This is a genomic window from Sphingomonas sp. (assembly GCF_035758555.1).
Taxonomy (GTDB): Bacteria; Pseudomonadota; Alphaproteobacteria; order Sphingomonadales; family Sphingomonadaceae; genus Sphingomonas_B.
This window is the reverse complement of the sequence record NZ_DASTXI010000224.1, coordinates 1-19,846: the sequence shown is the minus strand read 5'-3', so window position 1 is coordinate 19,846 and position 19,846 is coordinate 1. Positions and strand designations below refer to the sequence as shown.

At 67.0% G+C, this 19,846-nt stretch carries 17 protein-coding genes and 1 pseudogene; 7 read left to right on the top strand and 11 right to left on the bottom strand.

All coding sequences use genetic code 11. The annotated features are described in order from the left end of the window. Positions 1 to 863, top strand: an 863-nt coding sequence (gene mltG, locus VFT73_RS13485) for an endolytic transglycosylase MltG (protein ID WP_326412219.1), incomplete at its 5' end; no start/stop codon positions are given. Between the two features lie 131 nt (positions 864 to 994). Here mltG and VFT73_RS13480 read toward each other — a convergent pair. The 9 genes from VFT73_RS13480 to VFT73_RS13440 form a co-directional block, all read right to left on the bottom strand. Further along, complete coding sequence (locus VFT73_RS13480) at positions 995 to 1,399, bottom strand: hypothetical protein (protein WP_326412215.1); 405 nt, start codon at positions 1,397 to 1,399, stop codon at positions 995 to 997. Between the two features lie 290 nt (positions 1,400 to 1,689). Further along, a complete protein-coding gene (gene galK, locus VFT73_RS13475) occupies positions 1,690 to 2,838 on the bottom strand; it encodes a galactokinase (protein ID WP_326412211.1) in 1,149 nt (382 codons plus the stop codon). After that, complete coding sequence (locus VFT73_RS13470) at positions 2,831 to 3,871, bottom strand: UDP-glucose--hexose-1-phosphate uridylyltransferase (RefSeq protein ID WP_326412206.1); 1,041 nt, start codon at positions 3,869 to 3,871, stop codon at positions 2,831 to 2,833. The genes galK and VFT73_RS13470 overlap by 8 nt, the downstream gene beginning before the upstream one ends. A gap of 183 nt (positions 3,872 to 4,054) precedes the next feature. Further along, the gene (metH, locus tag VFT73_RS13465) at positions 4,055 to 6,676 is read right to left on the bottom strand and encodes a methionine synthase (RefSeq protein ID WP_326412200.1); all 2,622 of its coding nucleotides are present in this window, start codon (positions 6,674 to 6,676) and stop codon (positions 4,055 to 4,057) included. Positions 6,677 to 6,682: 6 nt separating this feature from the next. Beyond that, a complete protein-coding gene (locus tag VFT73_RS13460) occupies positions 6,683 to 7,738 on the bottom strand; it encodes a homocysteine S-methyltransferase family protein (protein ID WP_326412192.1) in 1,056 nt (351 codons plus the stop codon). Then, positions 7,735 to 8,676, bottom strand: coding sequence for a methylenetetrahydrofolate reductase [NAD(P)H] (gene metF / locus VFT73_RS13455; RefSeq protein ID WP_326412185.1), 942 nt, complete (start codon positions 8,674 to 8,676; stop codon positions 7,735 to 7,737). Before metF ends, VFT73_RS13460 begins: the two co-directional genes overlap by 4 nt. Continuing rightward, positions 8,673 to 9,611, bottom strand: coding sequence for a metalloregulator ArsR/SmtB family transcription factor (locus tag VFT73_RS13450; RefSeq protein WP_326412178.1), 939 nt, complete (start codon positions 9,609 to 9,611; stop codon positions 8,673 to 8,675). The genes metF and VFT73_RS13450 overlap by 4 nt, the downstream gene beginning before the upstream one ends. A gap of 54 nt (positions 9,612 to 9,665) precedes the next feature. Beyond that, positions 9,666 to 10,769: an LLM class flavin-dependent oxidoreductase gene (locus VFT73_RS13445; RefSeq protein WP_414712828.1), complete on the bottom strand. Its 1,104-nt coding sequence runs from the start codon at positions 10,767 to 10,769 to the stop codon at positions 9,666 to 9,668. Beyond that, positions 10,724 to 11,632 (bottom strand): aldo/keto reductase, encoded by a 909-nt coding sequence (locus VFT73_RS13440; protein WP_326412162.1) that lies wholly within the window; start codon positions 11,630 to 11,632, stop codon positions 10,724 to 10,726. The genes VFT73_RS13445 and VFT73_RS13440 overlap by 46 nt, the downstream gene beginning before the upstream one ends. Before the next feature lie 29 nt (positions 11,633 to 11,661). Between VFT73_RS13440 and VFT73_RS13435 the strand changes: the two genes are divergently transcribed. From VFT73_RS13435 to VFT73_RS13415, 5 genes are all read left to right on the top strand, one after another. Beyond that, complete coding sequence (locus VFT73_RS13435; RefSeq protein WP_326412157.1) at positions 11,662 to 12,747, top strand: Gfo/Idh/MocA family oxidoreductase; 1,086 nt, start codon at positions 11,662 to 11,664, stop codon at positions 12,745 to 12,747. A gap of 45 nt (positions 12,748 to 12,792) precedes the next feature. Next, entirely contained in the window at positions 12,793 to 13,191 is a 399-nt protein-coding gene (locus VFT73_RS13430; protein ID WP_326412151.1) for a hypothetical protein, read from the top strand. A gap of 186 nt (positions 13,192 to 13,377) precedes the next feature. After that, positions 13,378 to 15,648, top strand: a complete 2,271-nt coding sequence (locus VFT73_RS13425; protein ID WP_326412145.1) for a TonB-dependent receptor — start codon at positions 13,378 to 13,380, stop codon at positions 15,646 to 15,648. A gap of 91 nt (positions 15,649 to 15,739) precedes the next feature. Next, on the top strand, positions 15,740 to 16,492 hold the full coding sequence (locus VFT73_RS13420) for a phytanoyl-CoA dioxygenase family protein (protein ID WP_326412138.1): 753 nt from the start codon (positions 15,740 to 15,742) through the stop codon (positions 16,490 to 16,492). 7 nt (positions 16,493 to 16,499) lie between these two features. Then, positions 16,500 to 17,750, top strand: coding sequence for an MFS transporter (locus tag VFT73_RS13415; protein WP_326412132.1), 1,251 nt, complete (start codon positions 16,500 to 16,502; stop codon positions 17,748 to 17,750). Here the strand turns inward: VFT73_RS13415 and VFT73_RS13410 are convergent. Beyond that, positions 17,747 to 18,742, bottom strand: coding sequence for a LacI family DNA-binding transcriptional regulator (locus VFT73_RS13410; RefSeq protein WP_326412127.1), 996 nt, complete (start codon positions 18,740 to 18,742; stop codon positions 17,747 to 17,749). The genes VFT73_RS13415 and VFT73_RS13410 overlap by 4 nt on opposite strands. A gap of 128 nt (positions 18,743 to 18,870) precedes the next feature. On the opposite strand from VFT73_RS13410, the gene VFT73_RS13405 reads away from it, so the two are divergent. Further along, the gene (locus tag VFT73_RS13405) at positions 18,871 to 19,044 is read left to right on the top strand and encodes a hypothetical protein (RefSeq protein WP_326412118.1); all 174 of its coding nucleotides are present in this window, start codon (positions 18,871 to 18,873) and stop codon (positions 19,042 to 19,044) included. 157 nt (positions 19,045 to 19,201) lie between these two features. Here VFT73_RS13405 and VFT73_RS13400 read toward each other — a convergent pair. Next, positions 19,202 to 19,846: pseudogene (locus tag VFT73_RS13400) on the bottom strand (MFS transporter); the annotation flags it as partial.

Sequence of the window (19,846 nt, the reverse complement as noted above, 5' to 3'; positions counted from 1 at the left end):
TGAGCGTGATCGTGCCGGAAGGCGGCACGCTGCGCACAGCCGCGCGGGAGCTGGAGAAGGCCGGCGCGGTCGCCTCCGCCCAGCGCTTCCTGATCCTTGCGCGGGTGTTCGGCGGCCTGGGCGTGATCCGTGCCGGCGAATATGAAGTGCCGAAGGGCGCCAGCGCGCACGCGATCCTCGACCTGCTGCAATCGGGCAAGACGATGCAGCGTTTCGTGACCATCCCCGAGGGCACGCCCTCAATCATCGTCTACGAAAAGCTGATGGCCAACAAGCTACTGACCGGGCCGATCCCGGTGCCGGCGGAAGGATCGGTGCTGCCTGACAGCTACAGTTACACGCGCGACGAGCCGCGCGCCGCGGTGCTGAAGCGGATGACGGCGGCGATGGACAAGACGCTCGCGAAACTCTGGGCGGCACGCAAGCCGACGACCGTCGCGCGGACGCCCGAGCAGGCCGTGACGCTCGCCTCGATCGTCGAGAAGGAAACCGGCGTGCCGGCCGAGCGGCGGATGATCGCAGGCGTCTACTCCAACCGGCTGCGCATCGGCATGCCGCTCCAGGCCGATCCGACCGTCATCTACCCGGTCACCAAGGGAAAGCCGCTCGGCCGACGCATCCTCCAATCGGAGCTGCGGGCGGACAATCCGTATAACACCTACACGCGGCCCGGCCTGCCCGAAGGCCCGATCGCCAATCCCGGCCGCGCTGCGATCGAGGCCGTGCTCGACCCGGCGCCGACCAGAGCGCTCTATTTCGTCGCGAACGGCAAGGGCGGCCACGTGTTCGCCGACACGCTGGCCGAGCATAATGCGAACGTCGCCAAATGGTACGCGCTCAGGCGCGCGCGCGGCGAGATGTAACAAAGCTTCATAGGTAGTCACTCGTCCCGAGCGTAGCGCGCAGCGCGTAGTCGAGGGGCACTGCCACAGAGTTCGCAGCAACGCCCCTCGACTAGGCTCGGGACCAGCAAGTTTAGTTCACGTGCGAAGGCTTACCGCAACCAACCCCGCTTCATCCCCAGCTCGCCCATCAGGGCCAGCAGCAGCGCGATCAGCAGCACGCAGATACCGAGCGGCTGGATGCCCGCGCCGCTCATGAACAACACCCACGCCCAATCGACGATCAGCGCCGCCAGCGCGACCCACAGCAGCAGCCGTGCCCAGCGCGCGCGCATCAGCAGGCCGATCATCGCCACTACGCTACCCCACACACCGATCGCATAGGCGGCGGTCGCCCAGACCGGCATCGGCGGCATTCCCGGCGGCGGCGCGAACGGCCCGCCAAGCACGCCGACATACCCCAGATAGAAAGCCGCCCCGATCGCATTCCAGACGAGGCCCAGCCCCGCCACGATCCAGAACCACGCAGGCACGCGATTTTCGTAAGTGGTCGCCATCATACCCTCCCCGTTTATGGCGGATGGGAAGATGCGCCGTTACGGAAGACTTGGCAAATTCAGCCGTCGAGCCAATGTCCAGGACGGGTGGTTTGCTACACTTCATCGTCCCCGCGAAAGCGGGGAACCCGCTTCCTTCCTTTCTATCTTCGTGAGCTTCGTGAGCTTCGTGTGCTTCGTGCGAGATATTTTTCGCACAAAGAACACCAAGGACACGAAGAAGAAGCGGGACCCCGGCTCAAGGCCGGGGTGACGACGACAGAGACGTTCCCGCCTCGATGTCAGCCCGATCAAACCAATCCCGCTCCCGCGGCCGGCCGGCACGCATGGATCATCACCGGCTTGCCGTTGGGCGGGCGGTAGTCGCGGCGGACTGCTTTCACGACCGCGGCCACCCGCTCCTGCGGCAGCAGCGCGATTACGCAGCCGCCGAAGCCGCCGCCGGTCATGCGGGCGCCGCCTTCGGTGCCGATCTCGCGCTGGAGGATGGTGACCAGCGCGTCGATCGCGGGGACGGTGATCTCGAAATCGTCGCGCATCGACGCGTGGGACTCGGCCATCAGACGCCCCAACCGCGCCATGTCGCCGGCCGCGAGGGCTTCGGCGGCGCCGAGGGTGCGGGCATTCTCCGTCACCACGTGGCGCGCGCGCATCCGGGCGAGCTCGTCCAGGTCCTCGGCGCTGGCCAGCTGCGCTTCCTCCGCGTCGCGTAACGCGAGCACGCCGAAATGGCCCGCGGCTTGCTCGCACTGTCGGCGGCGTTCGTTGTACGCGCTGTCGACCAGCCCGCGCTCCACGCCCGAATGAACGATCAGCACGGCCGCATGCTCGGGCAGCGGCACCGGCTGGCATTCGAGCGAGCGGCAGTCGATCAGCAGCGCCTGCTCAGGCTCGGCGCGGGCGGAGACGAGCTGGTCCATGATCCCGCACGCGCAGCCGGCAAACTCGTTCTCCGCGCGCTGGGCGAGCTGGGCGAGCAGGGTCGGGTCGATCTCGGCGCCGGCGAGACTGGCGACGGCGAGCCCGACAGCGACTTCCAGCGAGGCTGAGGAGGACAGGCCCGCGCCCTGCGGCACGTCGCCGGCGATCGCCAGCTCCATGCCCTGCGGCGCCATCTCCAGCTCGACCAGCATCGCGATCATCCCGCGGACATAATTGCGCCAGTCGCCGGGGCCGGCATCGTCGATCCGCTCGGCAAAAGTGAAGCGGTCCTCCGCGTCGAAATCGGCGGCGTAGACAGTGATCTCCGAACCCGCCCGGCGCGCTGCGACCACCGTGCCGCGATCGATCGCCAGCGGCAGCACGAAGCCGTCATTATAGTCGGTGTGCTCGCCGATCAGGTTCACGCGGCCGGGCGCCTGTGCGATCAGGTCGGGTTCGCCGCCGAAGCGTTCGGCAAAGGCCGCTTTCACCCGATCGATCGTCGCCTGCTCAGCCATTCGCTTCGTCCAGATAATGGGTCGCGCTCACGTCCCGCAAACGCGCGGCGGCCTGTTCGGGCGTCAGGTCGCGCTGCGCCTCGGCGAGCAATTCGAAGCCGACCATGAATTTGCGCACTGTCGCCGATCGCAGCAGCGGCGGATAGAAATGGGCGTGAAGCTGCCAGCCGCCGGTGTCCCGTCCGTCATAAGGCGCGCCGTGCCAGCCCATCGAATAAGGAAAGGAGCAGCGGAACAGATTGTCGTAGCGGGTGGTCAGTTCCTTCAGCACGCTCGCGACATCGTCGCGGTCGGTGGGCGAAAGATCCTCGATCCGCGTGACGGGAAAGCGCGGCAGCAGCAGCGTTTCGAACGGCCAGCTCGCCCAGAAGTGCACGATCGCGAGCCAGTGATCGGTCTGAGCCACGACGCGCGGGCCGTCCGCTTCCCGCTCCGCCACTTCGGCCAGCATTGGGCGCCCACGCTCCGCCGCCCAGGCGCGCTGGCGTTCGTCCTCCTTGGCCGGTTCGTCGGGCAACCAGCTCGTCGCCCAAACCTGGCCGTGTGGATGCGGGTTGGAGCAGCCCATCATCGCGCCCTTGTTCTCGAACAGCTGGACCCAGGCGTGTGTGCGCCCAAGCTCCTCCGCCTGCGCCGCCCAGGCATCGACCACGGCCCGGATTTGCTCCACCGACAGCAAGGGCAGACTGGCGCCATGATCGGGCGAGAAGCAGATCACGCGCGCCGTGCCTCGCGCCGGCTCGGCCGCGAACAGCGGGTCCTGGGCGGATGGCTCCGGCGTGTCGGGCAGTAGCGCGGCGAAGTCGTTCGGGAAGACGTGGACGCTCCGGTAATCCGGGTTCCGCTCGCCGGTGACACGGGCATTGCCGGGGCAGAGATAGCAGGACGGATCGTGCGCCGGCCCGCGCGCCTCGCACGCTTCGTCGGTCTGGCCGAGCCAAGGCCGTTTCATCCGGTGCGGCGACACCAGCACTTCGCTGCCGTTCAGCGGATTGCGCCTGCGATGGGGATGGTCGGCCGGGTCGAACGCCACTGATTGCTCTCCGGAATATGGCCGTAGAGAAACGTGCCGGACAAGCAAAGAGCCCCGTCGCTTGTCGGCGGCGGGGCTCCGTTTGAGATCTCCGCCCTCGGATCGAGAACGGAGAACTCATCCTCCCGGTTTTTCAGGCCGGTTGGAAATAGTGAAACGCCTCAGGACGCGCTCGGGTTCCGCTCAGTGGAGGTTCGGGCGCAGCCAGCGTTCGGCCTGGGCGATATCAACGCCGCGGCGGCCGGCATATTCCTCCAGCTGGTCGCGGCCGATCCGGGCCACGCCGAAATATTCGCTGTCCGGATGGCCGAAGTAGAAGCCGGACACCGCCGCGGTGGGCAGCATCGCAAAGCTTTCGGTCAGCGTGATGCCAGACGGACTGCCGAGCATGTCGAACAGGATCGGCTTCAGGCTGTGGTCGGGCGAGGCGGGATAGCCGGGGGCCGGGCGGATGCCACGATATTGTTCCCGGATCAGCGCCTCGTTGGTCAGCTGCTCGCCCGCGGCATAGCCCCACAATGTGGTGCGGACATGCTTGTGAAGCCGTTCGGCAAAGGCCTCCGCAAAGCGGTCCGACAGCGCCTTCAGCAGGATGTCGGAATAATCGTCGTGCGCTTGCTTGAAGCGGGCCAGATGCGGCTCCGCCCCGTGGATCGCGACGGCAAAGCCGCCGATCCAGTCGCCGGCGGGGTCGATGAAGTCCGCCAGGCACATGTTCGGCCGGCCGCGCGACTTGATCGTCTGCTGCCGTAGCATCGGCAGGCGGACCTCCGCGCCTTCCGACGGGCGCACGACGATATCGTCACCCTCGCGCCGGCAAGGCCACAGGCCGGCGGTGCCGCGGGCGGTCAGCCATTTTTCGGCAATGATGCGGTCCAGCATCGCGTTGGCGTCGGCGAACAGGCCGCGCGCGCTTTCGCCGACGACAGCATCGTCGAGGATCGACGGGTAGGTGCCCGCCAATTCCCAGGCGCGGAAAAACGGCGTCCAGTCGAAATGGTCGCGCAAATCCTCGAGCGGCCAGTCGTCGAAGCTGTGCAGGCCCGGCTGCAGCGGGGCAGGGGGCTTGTGCGCGAAATCGGCATGGAAGCCGTTCGCGCGGGCTTCGGCGATCGGCAGCAGCTCGTTCTGGCCTTTATTCTCGCGTGTGGCGCGGATGGCGGCATAGTCGGCGGCGGTCTTGTCGACGAACTCCTGCGTCAGCGTGTCGCTGACCAGCGTCGAGGCGACACCGACCGCGCGGCTGGCGTCGAGCACATGGATCACCGGCCCGTCATAGGCAGGGTCGATGCGTAGCGCGGTGTGCACCTTGGACGTGGTGGCGCCGCCGATCAGCAGCGGCATCGTCATGCCCGCACGTTTCATCTCCTCGGCGACGGTGACCATCTCGTCGAGGGACGGCGTGATCAGGCCGGACAGCCCGATCATGTCCGCGTCGTTCTCGTTCGCGGTCTCCAGAATCTTCGTCCATGGCACCATCACGCCCAGGTCGATCACCTCGAAGCCGTTGCACTGAAGCACGACGCCAACGATGTTCTTGCCGATATCGTGCACGTCGCCCTTGACCGTCGCCATCACGATCCGGCCCTTGCCGCGGGCGTTCGGGTCCTTCTCGGCCTCGATGAAAGGGAGGAGGTGGGCGACAGCCTTCTTCATCACGCGCGCGGACTTCACGACCTGCGGCAGGAACATCTTGCCGGAGCCGAACAGGTCGCCGACGACGTTCATGCCGTCCATCAGCGGGCCTTCGATAACCTCGATCGGCCGGGGGAACTGGAGCCGCGCTTCCTCGGTGTCGTCGATCACATGGGCGTCGATGCCTTTGACCAGCGCGTGCTCAAGCCGCTTCGCGACCGGCCAGCCGCGCCATTCCTGGGCCTGCTTCTCGGCGGCCGCGTCGGGCCCGCGATAGCGCTCGCCAAGCGCGATCAGCCGGTCGGTGGCGTCGTCGCGCCGGTCGAGGATCACGTCCTCGCAGGCCTCGCGCAGTTCCGGGTCGATCGCGTCGTAGATGTCGAGCTGGCCGGCATTGACGATGCCCATGTCCATGCCCGCCGGAATGGCGTGATAGAGGAACACCGAATGCATCGCGCGCCGCACCGGCTCGTTCCCGCGGAACGAGAAGCTGAGATTCGACAGCCCGCCCGAGATATGGACGTGCGGGCAGCGCATCCTGATCTCCTTCGCCGCCTCGATGAAGTCGATCGCGTAGCGGCGATGCTCGTCGATCCCGGTCGCGATCGCGAAGATGTTCGGATCGAAGATGATATCCTCGGCCGGAAAGCCGATGCCGGTCAGCAGCTTGTAGGCGCGCTCGCAGATCTCGACCTTGCGCTCTTTGGTGTCGGCCTGGCCGGTCTCGTCGAAGGCCATGACGACGACCGCCGCGCCATAGGCCATCACCTTGCGCGCCTGGTCGAGGAATGCGGCCTCGCCTTCCTTCATGCTTATCGAATTGACGATCGGCTTGCCTGAGACGCACTTCAGTCCGGCTTCGATGACGCTCCATTTGGAGCTGTCGACCATCACCGGCACGCGCGCGATATCCGGCTCGGCCGCTATCAGCTTCAGGAAAGTCGTCATCGCCAGCTCGGCGTCGAGCAGACCTTCGTCCATGTTGACGTCGATGATCTGCGCGCCGTTCTCGACCTGCTGGCGCGCGACCTCGACCGCGCGCGCATAGTCGCCGGCCATGATCAGCTTCTTGAACGCCGCCGATCCGGTGACGTTGGTGCGCTCGCCGATATTGACGAACGTGGCGGATTGGGGAGCCGCTTCGGGCTCTTCCTTGTAAGCAGTAGCCATATCGGGTCAGGCGGCGATGCGCATCGGGTCGAGGCCGGCCAGGAAGGTCTGGCGCCGGGCCGGCGGGATCGCGCGCGGCGTCTTGCCGGCGACCGCTTGCGCCATTGCGCGGATGTGATCGGGGGTGGTGCCGCAGCAGCCGCCGACGATGTTCACCAGCCCTTCGTCTGCCCAGCCGCGCATGAAGCCGGCCGTCGTGTCCGGCGATTCGTCATAGGCGCCGAGATCGTTCGGCAGGCCGGCGTTCGGATAAACCATCAGCAGCGTATCGGCGATCGGCGACAGCGAAGCGACGCTCGGCCGCAGCTGCGGCGCGCCGAACGAGCAATTGAGCCCGATCGTCAGCGGCCGCGCGTGACGCACAGAGGCCCAGAAGCTCTCGATCGAATGGCCGGACAGGTTGCGGCCCGACATGTCGGTGATCGTGAAGCTGATCATCAGCGGCACTTCGGCGCCGCGCGCCTCGCCGGCCTCGATCGCAGCCATGATGCCCGCCTTGGCATTCAACGTGTCGAAGATCGTCTCGATCAGGATGAAATCGACACCGCCGTCCAGCAGCGCATCGGTCTGCTCGCGATAGACAGCCTTCAGCTCGTCGAACGAGATCGCGCGATAGCCGGGATCGTTGACGTCCGGCGACAGCGACAGCGTCTTGTTGGTCGGGCCGATCGCACCGGCGACGAAGCGCGGCCGCCCGTCCGCGGCTTCGGCGGCGCGGGCCGCGTCGCGCGCGATCCGGGCCGAGGCGAGGTTGATGTCGCGCACCAGATGCTCTGCGCCATAATCCGCCTGGCTGACCGCATTGGCGTTGAATGTGTTGGTCGAGACGATGTCGGACCCGGCGTCCAGATACGCCTCGGTGATCTTCGCGACGACGTGCGGCTGCGTCAGCGCCAGCAAGTCGTTATTGCCCTTCTGGTCGTGGCCGAGATCGAGCGCTCCCCGATAATCGGCCTCGGTTAGCCGGTAGGACTGGATCATCGTCCCGAACGCGCCGTCGGTCAGCAGGATGCGCTTCGCTGTTTCCGCACGGAGGCGGGCGGCGGCTTCGGACTTGATCATGCGGCCTTCTCCTGTGCCGTCGCGACGGGCCTCAGGCCCAGCAAATGGCAGATCGCATAGGCGAGCTCGGCGCGATTGAGCGTGTAGAAATGGAAGTGGCGGACGCCGCCGGCGTAGAGCTTGCGGCAAAGCTCGGCAGCAAGGGTCGCGGCGACCAGCTGGCGCGCGGCCGGACGGTCGTCCAGGCCCTCGAACAGCCGGTCCATCCAGCCCGGAATCTCCGCGCCGCAGAGCCCGGCGAATTTCCGCGTCTGCGCGACGTTCGAGACCGGCAGGATGCCCGGCACGATCTCCGACTCGATCCCCGCCGCCGCCGCCGCGTCGCGGAAGCGGAAGAAGCAGTCGGGCGAGAAGAAGAACTGCGTGATCGCCCGCGTCGCGCCGGCGTCCAGCTTGCGCTTCAGGTTGTCGAGGTCGGCGGCCTGCGTGCCCGAATCCGGATGGCATTCGGGATAGGCGGCGACGGAAATCTCGAACGGATGCAGCTTGCGAAGCCCCGCGACCAGATCGGCGGCATTGGCATAGCCGTCGGGATGCGCGCGAAACGGCTCCCCCGGTACCGGCGGATCGCCGCGGAGCGCGACGATGTGCCGCACGCCCGCGGCCCAATACTCCTCGGCGATCGCATTCACTTCGGCCCGGCTCGCCTCGACGCAGGTCAGGTGCGCGGCGGCGGCAAGATCGGTTTCCCGCTGGATGCGGGCGACCGTCGCATGGGTGCGCTCGCGCGTCGAACCGCCGGCTCCATAAGTGACGGACACGAAGCGGGGGCCCAGCGGCGCCAGCGTCTGGATCGAATCCCAGAGCTGCGCCTCCATCTTCTCGGTCTTGGGCGGAAAGAATTCGAACGACACGCCGATATCGCCGGGGAGCCCCGCGAACAGCGGTGCGTCGAGTGCGCGGCGCGCTTCCTCCATCTGCGAAAGCGAGAGCGTCATGCGGCCTTCTCCCGGACTGCGCTCGGCCGTTCGGCCAGCCAGAGCTTCACGGTCAGTTCGCCCCCTTCGAGTTCGCGGATCGTAGTGAGATCCAGGCCGGCGCTGTTCAGCCAGCCCTCGATCTGTCCGTCCGAAAAGCCGAGCCGCTGGTGTGCATCGCGCGTACGCAGCTCCTCGCGCTCGTGCGGCGCGAAATCGACGATCAGCATCCGCCCTCCGTCGGCGACCAGTCGCGCCGCCTCGCCGAGCGCGGCGCCCGGCTGCGGGACGAAATGCAGCACCTGGTGCAGGATGACCGTATCGGCGAGGCCGTCGGCCAGCGGCAGCGCGGTCAGGTCGCCCTGGCGCAGCTCGGCAATCGGCACCGCCTCGGCCAGCTTGGCCCGGGCGAGGCGCAGCATTTCGGGCGAGCGGTCGACGCCAAGCGCACGCGTCGCGGAAGCGCCGAACAGCTCGATCATCCGGCCGGTGCCGGTGCCGAGGTCGACCAGCCGGCCGACCGGACGCTCGCCCAGGATATCGGCCATCGCCGCCTCGACCTGCTGTTCGGGCACATGGAGCGAGCGGATCGCGTCCCATTCCTCCGCGCGCTCGGCAAAATAGCGTTCGGCGGCCTCGGCGCGCTCGGTGCGGACGGCGGCGAGCCGGGCGGCGTCCTCGTCCACCCAATCGCCGGCGGCATGCTCGATCGCGGCGAGCAGCGGTTCATTGCGCGGGTCTTCTGCAAGAGCGAGGAAGACCCAACTGCCTTCGCGGCGGCGGGTCGTCAGGCCGGCATCGGCAAGGATGCGGACATGGCGCGACACGCGCGGCTGGCTTTGCCCCAGAACTTGAGCAAGTTCGCCCACAGACAGCTCCATTCGCCGCAGGAGGGCGAAGATGCGCAGGCGCGTCGGGTCGCCAAGCGCGCGGAAGATGTCGAGCAGCCGATCCACAAATCAGGACATAAAGATATCTTTATGTGTGAGCAAGGGCGGAATGCGCGGGAGTCAGCTCAGCGGCCCATGCTCGATCCGGGGCAGCACATGGCGGGCGAACAGATCGGCCTCCGCCTGGTGCGGGTAGCCGGACAGGATGAACGCCTCGATCCCCATCTCCTGGTAACGGCGGAGCTTCGCCAGCACCTGGTCGGGATCGCCGACGATCGCGGCGCCGCAGCCGGAGCGGGCGCGGCCGATGCCGGTCCACAGGCCTTCCTCGACAAAGCCCTCGTCGTCGGCGGCCTCGCGGAGTGCCGCCTGGGCGGTCACGCCGACCGACGTCGAATCGAGCGACTTCTGCCGAATCGCGGCGCCGGTGGCTGCGTCGAGCTTCGACAGCAGGCGGCGGGCATAGGCGCGGGCTTCGTCCTCAGTCTCGCGGACGATGACGTGCGCGCGATAGCCGAAACGCAAGGTGCGGCCATAGCTTGCGGCGCGGGCTTTCATGTCGGCGATGATGTCGCGGACGGCTTCCTCGCGGTCCGGCCACATCAGATAGACGTCGCAGCCCTGCGCAGCGGCGTCGCGTGCGTCGGGCGAGAGGCCGCCGAAATAGAGCGGCGGGCATTTGCCGGACACGGTGCCGATCCGCGGTGGATCCAGCTTCAGCTTCCAGAACTCGCCGTCATGATCCAGCGGATCGCCGTTCAGCATCGCCTTCAGGATCTTCATCGCTTCGACCGTGCGGGCGTAACGCGGCGCCGAGGGCAGCGATTCGCCGGGCATTTCGGATGAGATGATGTTGACCGTCAGCCGGCCGCCCAGGATGCGGTCGATCGTGGCGATCTGCCGCGCGAGCTGGGGCGGCCAGCTCTCTCCGATCCGCACCGCCATCAGCAGCCGGATGCGGCGAACCAGGGTGGCAATCGCAGCAGCGAAAGCGGTCGTGTCGATCCCAAGCGCATAGCCGGAGGGCAGCAGGATGTTGTCGAACCCGCCCGTCTCCGCGGTCAGCACGATATCCCGGCAATGTTCCCAACTCGATCGCAGCATCGGATCGGGCACGCCCAGGAATTCATAGTCGTCGTCGCACAACGCCGAAAACCAGCTGATCTCGCATTGACCCGTCACGGCAGTCTTTCCCCCATCGAAGCTTGCAGCACCGCGTACCATTCCGCACGCGTCCAGCGTGGTTTCAGCGCCTGCGGAATCAGCGCGATGCGCTCAGGCCGCTGGCTGCCGACGATCGGGATCGGCCGCGCTGGGTGCGCCATGATCCAGCTGAGCGCCGCTGCGCTGCGGTCGACGCCGGTCTCCTCGGCCTTGCGGTCGAGCAAAGCCGCGACTTCCAGCGCGCGCGTGTTTCGGGGTTCCATCAGCGCGCCGCCCGCGAGCGGGGACCAGGCGAGCACGGTGAAGTCCATGGTCATCGCCTGGTCGAGCAGTCCGGACCGGATCGGATCGAGCGCCAGCGCCGAGAATTCGGGCTGGGTGCTGGCGATCGGCACGGTCAGGAAATGCTGGAGTGCCGCAGTCTGGGCGACTGTGAAATTGGACACGCCGATTGCCGCGATCTTACCTCCCGCATGCGCCTTTTCGAGCGCCCGCGCGACTTCCTGCGGGTGCGTCAGCATGTCCGGGCGGTGAATCTGCCACAACTCGACCCGCTCGACGCGGAGGCGCTTCAGCGACGCGTCGATCGCCTGCTCCAGATACGCCGCGCTCGAATCGTAGGGCGTCCCGATCACGATCCCGCCCTTGGTCGCGAGCACCATGCGCTCGCGTAAGGCGCGCGATTCGGCGAAGACCCGCCCGAGCAGCGACTCGGCCGCGCCGAACGGCTCGCCATTGTCCGGGCCGTAGATGTCGGCTGTATCGAACAGCGTCACGCCTGCTTCGATCGCCCCCTCGACCTTGCGCCGAGCCGCGTTCACGTCATCGCCGGCGAAACGCCACATGCCCCAGGCGATCGGCGAAACCATGATGCCGCTCTTGCCGAGCGGCCTTGGATCGGGCGAGAAGGGCAGGTATGTCATCGCTGTCATATGGCACGAAGGAAAGCCGGATGGGAAGCAGGGTTCGCTACGGATTGATCGGCACGGGAATGATGGGCGTCGAGCACATCCAGAATCTGCGCGTCACGCCAGGCGCCGAGCTGACAGCGATCACCGATCCGGTAGCCACCTCGCTCGATTGGGCGCAGACCGCGTCCGAAGGCTGGAGCAGCCCCAAGGCGTTCGAGAGCGGCGAGGCGATGGTCCGCTCCGGCGAGGTCGACGCGGTGATCATCGCCAGCCCGAATTACACGCATCGCGCGGTGCTGGAGCCGCTGATGAACGCGCCTGTCCACATCCTCTGCGAGAAGCCGCTGGCGACGACCGTTGCGGATGCGCGCTGGATCGCCGAGCGTGCGGCCGAGCGCCCTCAGGTCTTCTGGACGGCAATGGAATATCGCTTCATGCCGCCGGCCGCCAAGTTCATCGAGCAGGTGCATGGCGGACGCGTCGGCAAGCTGCAGATGCTGTCGATCCGCGAGCATCGCTTCCCGTTCCTGCCCAAGGTCGGCGACTGGAACCGCTTCTCGCGCAACACCGGCGGCACGATGGTCGAGAAATGCTGCCATTTCTTCGACCTGATGCGGCTGATCGTCCAATCGGAGGCGGTGCGTGTCTATTGCTCCGGCGCGATGGACGTGAACCATCAGGACGAGCGTTACGGCGGCGAAAAGCCGGACATCATCGACAACAGCTACACCACCGTCGATTTCGAGAATGGCGTGCGGGCGATGCTCGATCTGTCGATGTTCGCGGACGGGGCCGAGAACCAGGAGGAAATCACCGCGGTCGGCGACAAGGCGCGGCTGGACGTGCTGATCCCGGAAGGCTCGCTGGTCTTCAGCCCTCGCGTCGGCTTCATGAACCCCAAGCAGGTGACGCGCGAACACGTTCCGGTCGACGAGACGGCGCTCGCGGTCGGACAGCATCACGGCTCGACCTATTACCAGCACCAGGCGTTCAACGCGGCGGTGCGCGGGGAGGGGCCGGTGATCGTGACGGCGGAGGACGGCCTGCGGGCGGTCGAGATCGGCGCTGCAGCCGAGCTCAGCGCGCGCGAGAAGCGGGTAGTCACGCTGGAGGAAGTGCGGCGCTGACGCGCTCAGCCGAGGTTCAGGTCGGATGCGTTACAAGGAGTCGTTATGGCTAAACTCTCGCGACTCATCTTCGGCGCCGCACTGACTGCCGCGGCGATCACGCCCGCATTGGCTTCACCCCGGCTCTCGCCCGAGGCGCGGCTCGACAAGCTGATCGGCGACCGCGTGGCCGGCGAGCCGGTCCACTGCATCAACTTGCGCAACATCCAGTCGAGCGAGATCATCGACGGCACGGCGATCGTCTACCGGATCGGCAGCAAGCTGTACGTGAATCGCCCGCAAAGCGGCGCGAACTGGCTGGACGACGACGACATCCTGGCGACCCGCACGATCGGATCGCAGCTCTGCCGCGTCGACACCGTCAAGCTGATCGACCGCACCGCGCACTTCCCGCGCGGCTTCGTCGTGCTCGGCGATTTCGTTCCGTACAGCCGCCCCCGCTGACCATTGCCGCCGGGCGTAAGCCCGACGCGCGACTGATGCAGCCGCGCAACAATCCGGCAAACAAATTCTTCCTGCCCGCCGGGCGGGCTTTCGCGCATGGAGAATTTCTGCTTACTGATTTATGACAACGCTATCAAAAACAGTTCGGGGGAGTCTGAAATGCGCGGTTTCTGCTTAAGCTCCAGTGTGTTGGCGATCGTTTTCGCCGCGACTCCGGCCCTGGCGCAGGATGCGCCCGCGGCGCCCGTCGCAGCCGAAGATGCCGGCTATGGCGATATCGTCGTGACGGCTCAGAAGCGCGAAGAGAACCTCCAGAACGTCCCCGCCGCGATCAGCGTCGTGACCGGCGAGCAGATCGAGAACCGCGGCGTCATCAACATCACTTCGCTGCAGCAGCTGGTGCCGAGCCTCAACTTCAAGGACAGCGCGACGACGATCGACTCGTCCGTCTTCCTGCGCGGCGTCGGCACGATCAACTTTTCGATCGCTGCGGAGCCGAGCGTCGGCTTCGTCGTCGACGGGGTGACCTATGCGCGGTCGGGCGAGGCGTTCGGCGATCTTTATGACATCGAACGCGTCGAGGTGCTGCGCGGCCCGCAGGGCACGCTGTTCGGCAAGAATGCGTCGGCGGGCGTGATCAGCATCACGACGCGGCGGCCGGGGAACGAGCTCGGCGGCTTCGTCGAGGGCCAGGCGACCACCGACGACGAATACAAATTGCGCGGCGCGATCGACCTGCCGGTCAGCGACAGCATCAAGACCCGCTTCACCGGCAATTACGGCTGGTACGACGGCATGGTCCGCAACATCACGCTGAACCGCACCGTCAACGGCTATGAACGCTGGGGCGTGCGCGGCATGGCCGTGGCCGAGGCGACGCCCGACCTGACCTTCACGCTGATCGGCGATTACCGGAAGCAGAACAGCGACTGCTGCGCCGAAGTGATCGGCACGACGCCGTCGGGCGCGCTGGCGGCGGCGCTGAGCGGCGTGCGGCTGCGCGGCGACGAAACGCGGCAGATCCGTCAGAACACGCTGACCCGGACCAGCGAGACCAGCTGGGGCGTGTCGCTGGAAGGCGATCTCGACGTCGGCGCGCTCGGCACGCTGACCTCGATCACCGCCTATCGGAAGTACCGCAATTTCGGCATCCGCGACGGCGACTTCATCGACACCGTCTATAACATTGCCGGCGGCAACCAGCTCGACGATTTCGGCCCGCAGCCGTCCAAGACCTTCACCCAGGAAGTGCGGCTGGCCTCGCCCGGCAACCAGCCGTTCGAGTACGTTATCGGCGCCTTCTATTATAACGCGAAGCAGCAGCGGACCTTCCAGCGCGACGACATCGTCTGCTCGGCGACCACGCTGCCGCCGGTGGCGCCGGGCCTCGCGCCCTGCGCGGCGGGTTCGTCGACGCTGCGCTTTCCGAGCGCTGTCGGCACTTTCGGCTCGACGATCGAGAATTACGCGCTGTTCGGGAACCTGACCTATAACGTCAATGACTGGTTCCGGCTGATCGGCGGCGGGCGTTTCACGCATGACAGCGTCGACGCGTTCAACCGCCGCACGCCAGCGTCGAACGGCGGCGGGCCCGGACTGGCGAATGCCGGCGCCAATTACCAGCTGCACACCAGCAACGATGATTTCTCGTGGCGGGCGGGCGCGCAGTTCGACGTGGTGCCGGACTGGATGCTCTACGGCACCTACAGCCAGGGCTATAAGGGGCCGGCGTTCAACGTCTTCTTCAACCAGAACGACAACCAGCTCGCGCCGATCGCGGCCGAGACGGCGGACGCCTATGAAGTCGGCTCGAAATACCGCACCGCCGACGGGGTGTTCACGCTGAACACGGCGCTGTTCTATGCCAAATACAACAATTTCCAGGCGAACAGCTTCGTCAACCTGAACGGGTCGGTGATCACGCAGCTGACCAACGCGGGCGACGTCTCGACGCGCGGCGTCGAGATCGACACCGTCCTGCATCCGGCCCGCAATTTCACGCTGACCGGCGGGCTGGCCTTTACCGACGCCCATATCGACCGCTTCAACCTGCCGCCGGGCGCGCCCGCAGGGTCGAGCACGCGGCAGGGCGAGCGGCTGCCGCTGGCGCCCAAATGGAAGGGCAATCTGGGCGCGACCTGGACGATCGAGACCGGCGGCTTCGCAAATATCGAGCTGGGCAGTCAGATTTCGATGACCAGCGACCAGGTTTCCTCGCTGGAGCCGAACCCGGTGACGCGCCGCGCGATCACCATCGACGGCTATACGATCATCGACGCGAACATCGCGCTGGTCGATCCGAACGGGGTGTGGCGGGTGAACTTCATCGGCCGCAACCTGACCGACCAGAGCTATGCGACGCTGATCACGCCGGGTGGGCCGGGCGGCAGCTATCGCTATCTGCTGCCGCGCGACGTGGACCGCTATTTCGGCGTGAATCTGCGGTTCAATTACTAGAACCGTGCCCCTGCGAAAGCAGGGGCCCACGCCGCCGGCGCAGGCGGAGAGGCAGTCTGGATTCCCGCTTTCGCGGGAAAACGGAGGTGGGATGAGTTTCGAAGCCCAGTCGAGACAGTTCGCAGAGCAGGGCTATGCCGTGTTTCCCGGCGCGCTGGCGGGCGAGGCGCTGGCGCTGCTGCGTCGGGAATGCGATGCGTTCGTCGCGCGCGAGGATGCGCGTATGGATGCGGCGGGCGTCGACACGCTGGGCATCAGCCATCGCGGCAGACGCTATTTCGCGAACGAATGCCAGCGCGTGGCGCCCGAACTGCGCCAGGTGCTGTTCAGCCCGGCGATGGCGGAGATCTGTCGCGCGACCCTGGGCGACGACGCCTATTTCTTCTTCGACCAATATGTCGTGAAGGGGCCGGAAGGCGGCCTGCCGTTTTCGTGGCACCAGGATTCGGGCTATGTCGTCGGCAATGGCGGCCCCCCCGATCACGCGCCCTATCTCACCTGCTGGTGCCCGCTCGACGATGCGACCGAGGAGAACGGCACGGTGCGGCTGATCCCCGGCAGCCACAGGAGCGGCATCCTGCCGCATGACCGGCAGGCAGGCAGCAACGACCTGGTCGGCGCGCCCGCGGAAGCGGAAGGGCAGCTGGTCGAGGCCAAGGCGGGCGACGTGGTCGCCTTTTCCAGCCTGACCCTGCACGCAACCGGCGCCAATCGGTCGGACCGGCCGCGCCGCGTCTATCTGGCGCAGTACACGCCCGAGGCGATGCTGGACCCCGGCACGAAGCATCTGCGGCGCAACGCAATCCCGATCCTGCGGCATGGCGAGCGGGTGACGACCGGCTGATGCCCGCGTGACGCTCTCGCCCCGCCGCCGCATCTTCCTGTTCGTGCTGGCGCTCAGCGCCACGATCCTGAACCTCGTCGATCGCCAGATCATCTCCGTGCTGAAGCCGGAGATGGCGCACGATCTCGGCTGGAGCGACAATGATTACGGCACGCTTGCCGCCTGGTTCCAGGGCGCCGCGGCGGTCGCTTTCCTGTTCACCGGCTGGATCGTGGACCGGCTGGGCGTCAAATGGGCGAACCCGGTCGGCGTAGCGCTGTGGAGCCTGGCGGCGATGGCGCATTCCGTCGCCCGCACTTTCGGCCAGTTCGTGCTGTGCCGCGTTGCGCTGGGCGCGACCGAGGCGATGGGAACGCCGGCGGCGATCAAGACGATTGCCGCGATCTTTTCGCCGGCCCAGCGCTCCAACGGCTATGGCCTGCTGAACGCGATCGGCAGCCTGGGCGCGATCGTCACGCCGCTGCTGATCCCGTTCGTCGCGCTCGCCTGGGGGTGGCACGGCGCCTTCCTGCTGGGCGGCCTGCTCGGCCTTGTATGGTCCGTGCTGTGGCTGGTCGCGGTGCGGGGCGTCCATTTCGGCGGCGATCATGATGCGCCTGGCGATGCGCCGGCGACAAAGCGCGGGCCCAGCATCCTGACCGAGCGGCGCAGCTGGGCGATCGCCATCGCCAAATTCCTGTCGGACGCGACCTGGTGGCTGATGCTGTTCTGGATGCCGGATTTTTTCCACCGCAGCTTCGGCCTGTCGGGCGTCGCGCTGGGGCCGCCGCTGGCCATCGCCTATAGCTGTGCGGCATTGGGCGCGGTGGTCGCGGGCGCGATCACGACGCGGATGATCGCTGCGGGCCATGATCTCGCGCGGGTGCGCAAAGGCGCGCTGCTGGTCGCCGCGCTGTTCGCGACGCCGCTGCCGTTCGCGGACCTTGCGCACGACTACTGGCTGGCGGTCGCGCTGCTCGGCCTCGTGATGGCCGCGCACCAGGCGTTTTCGTCGAGCCTGTTCACGCTGATTGCCGACGTCTCGCCGCCCGAAAAGGTGGGCCGCGTGACCAGCTTCGGCGCCTTTGCCGGCAATATCGGCGGCATGGTGATCGCCAAGGTCGCCGGCCTCGTGCTGGCGGCGAAGCTCGGCTATCTGCCGCTGTTCCTGTTCGCGGGCTTTTCCTACCTGCTGGCTTACGGCGCGATCCAGCTGCTGATGCCGCGCCTGCCGCTGGAAGGCGTCGGGTCAAACGGCGTGCCGCAGCCCGCGCACTAGCTCCAGCGCGGAGCGGTCGAGGCGCGTTCGATCAGCTCCGAGGGCAGGATCACCTGCTCCACCTCCCCTGAGAACAGCAGCTCGGCCGCGCGCTCGGCCATGGCGCGGATCGGCTGGCGCATCGTGGTGAGGGCGGGCCAGACCAGGCTGGCAAGATCGGTATCGTCGAAGCCGGCGATCGACAGCTGGTCGGGCACGCGGATGCGGCGCTGATGGGCGACGCTCAGCACGCCTGCCGCCATATCGTCGCTGCTGGCGAAGATCGCGGTCGGCGGCTCCGGCAGCCCGAGCAGTTGCTCGGCCGCGGCCCGGCCGGAGCGGAAATCGAACCAGCCCTGCTGGACCAGGCCCAGATCGAGCGGAATGCCCGCCTCCCGCAGCGCATCGAGATAGCCGGCCAGCCGCTGATTGCTGACGGCGAAGCTGCGGTGACCGACGACGAAGCCGATGCGCCGGTGCCCGAGCGCGATCAGCCGCCGCGTCATGGCCCGCGCGGCGCCTTCATTGTCGATCGCGACCGATGCGCTCCGCTCCGGCTGCACCCCCGGCGATATGCGGACATAGGGCGTGCCGGCGCGCTCCAGCTCTTCCAGCACCGGCTCGCTGTCGACGATGGGCGGCGTCAGGATCGCGCCGTCGAACCCCATCTGGCGGAAAAAGGTGAGCACGTCGGCGCCAAGCTCGTCCGCCTCGACCTCATAGGCGTGGACGATCAGCCGCACGCCTTCCGCAGCGCAGCGCCCGCGCAGGCCGGCGATCAGGCCGTGCAGGTAATAGGGACCGGGGTTGGAGCAGACGAGCGCAATCTGGAACGACCGCCCGCCGGCCAGCGCGCGCGCCGCCTGGCTCGGGTGGAAGCCCAGCGCCTTCATCGCCTCCTCGACTCGCTCGCGCGTCGCGGGGCGGACATAGCGCTCGTTGTTGATCACCCGCGACACGGTCTTGATCGAGACCCCCGCGGCCTGGGAAACGTCCTTGATATTGGCCCGCATGAACGCGTTCTGGGCGATCCGGGGCAAGTCTGTCCAGTATACGATGTCCTCATCCGGGACATGGTGACGCGCGTGTTAACCACCTTGAGCGCGAGACAGACTCGTTACCGAAACGTTAACCTGCATCTATGAAACGCAGACTCGTCCTCAGCAATGAAGCCGCGCGACATCCGTTTCGCCAAAGGCTTCCCCGTCCCACCCTGCAGGCGATCGAAGCCGTCGCCGACGACCGGAACGACCTCCGGCTGTTCGCAGTCAGCTTCACCGCCTTCTTCATCGCGATCTACGGCCTGTTCGGCTGACGATAGCTCTCCAAGTGATTTGCGCTCCAAAGCGGCTCGCTCGTCCCGAGCGAAGTCGAGGGGCGTTGCTCCACAACTTTATCCCAGCGCCCCTCGACTTCGCGCTGCGCGCTCCGCTCGGGACGAGCGATGTAGCTCGATCAGATGGCAAAGCGCGCTAGTCGCAGGCGAGGTGGAGTTTCCAGGCCAGCCAGGCGGAGACGAGGCACATGGCGGTGACCATCAGCAATTGGTCGACCGCCGAGACGCCGAGGGCGCTGAGCGTGAACGCCAGCAGCGATCCGGCGACCATCGCGCCTGAATTCACGATATTGTTGGCCGCGACCGTGCGCGCGGTCTGGTCCTTGTCCACCGTCGTCGTCAGGAACGCGTAGAGCGGCACCACGAACATGCCGCCGGTGACCGCGACGCCCAGCAACGCCACCAGCAGCACCAGCGCCGACGGGTGCCGGACGAACTCGGCGATGTCGTACAGCTGGCCCGGATGGTCGCCGATCCAGCTCCGCGCGACCGCGTAGAGCAGCAGGATGAACCCGCCCATCGCGATCACGCTGCCCGGTGCGTAGCGGGCCGAGACCTGGCCCTTCAGCAGCCGGTTGATCGCGACCGAACCGATCGCGACGCCGACCGAGAAGACGGCCAGAAACAGGCTGGCCACCTCCTGGTTGGAGGTCAGCACGTTCTTCACCAGCGGCGGGAATTCGATGATCAGCACCGCGCCGATCGTCCAGAAGAAGCTGATCGCGCAGATCGCGAGGAACAGCCGCGGGATGTGCATCGTCGCATTCACCAGCCGCACCGA

What these genes read in the sequence shown, in the direction of transcription:
- VFT73_RS13480 (WP_326412215.1), bottom strand. Translation starts at nt 1,399, where the DNA reads ATGGCGACCACTTACGAAAATCGCGTGCCTGCGTGGTTCTGGATCGTG.
- galK (WP_326412211.1), bottom strand. Translation starts at nt 2,838, where the DNA reads ATGGCTGAGCAGGCGACGATCGATCGGGTGAAAGCGGCCTTTGCCGAA.
- metH (WP_326412200.1), bottom strand. Translation starts at nt 6,676, where the DNA reads ATGGCTACTGCTTACAAGGAAGAGCCCGAAGCGGCTCCCCAATCCGCC.
- VFT73_RS13460 (WP_326412192.1), bottom strand. Translation starts at nt 7,738, where the DNA reads ATGATCAAGTCCGAAGCCGCCGCCCGCCTCCGTGCGGAAACAGCGAAG.
- metF (WP_326412185.1), bottom strand. Translation starts at nt 8,676, where the DNA reads ATGACGCTCTCGCTTTCGCAGATGGAGGAAGCGCGCCGCGCACTCGAC.
- VFT73_RS13445 (WP_414712828.1), bottom strand. Translation starts at nt 10,769, where the DNA reads ATGGTACGCGGTGCTGCAAGCTTCGATGGGGGAAAGACTGCCGTGACG.
- VFT73_RS13440 (WP_326412162.1), bottom strand. Translation starts at nt 11,632, where the DNA reads ATGACATACCTGCCCTTCTCGCCCGATCCAAGGCCGCTCGGCAAGAGC.
- VFT73_RS13435 (WP_326412157.1), top strand. Translation starts at nt 11,662, where the DNA reads ATGGGAAGCAGGGTTCGCTACGGATTGATCGGCACGGGAATGATGGGC.
- VFT73_RS13430 (WP_326412151.1), top strand. Translation starts at nt 12,793, where the DNA reads ATGGCTAAACTCTCGCGACTCATCTTCGGCGCCGCACTGACTGCCGCG.
- VFT73_RS13420 (WP_326412138.1), top strand. Translation starts at nt 15,740, where the DNA reads ATGAGTTTCGAAGCCCAGTCGAGACAGTTCGCAGAGCAGGGCTATGCC.
- VFT73_RS13410 (WP_326412127.1), bottom strand. Translation starts at nt 18,742, where the DNA reads ATGCGGGCCAATATCAAGGACGTTTCCCAGGCCGCGGGGGTCTCGATC.
- VFT73_RS13405 (WP_326412118.1), top strand. Translation starts at nt 18,871, where the DNA reads ATGAAACGCAGACTCGTCCTCAGCAATGAAGCCGCGCGACATCCGTTT.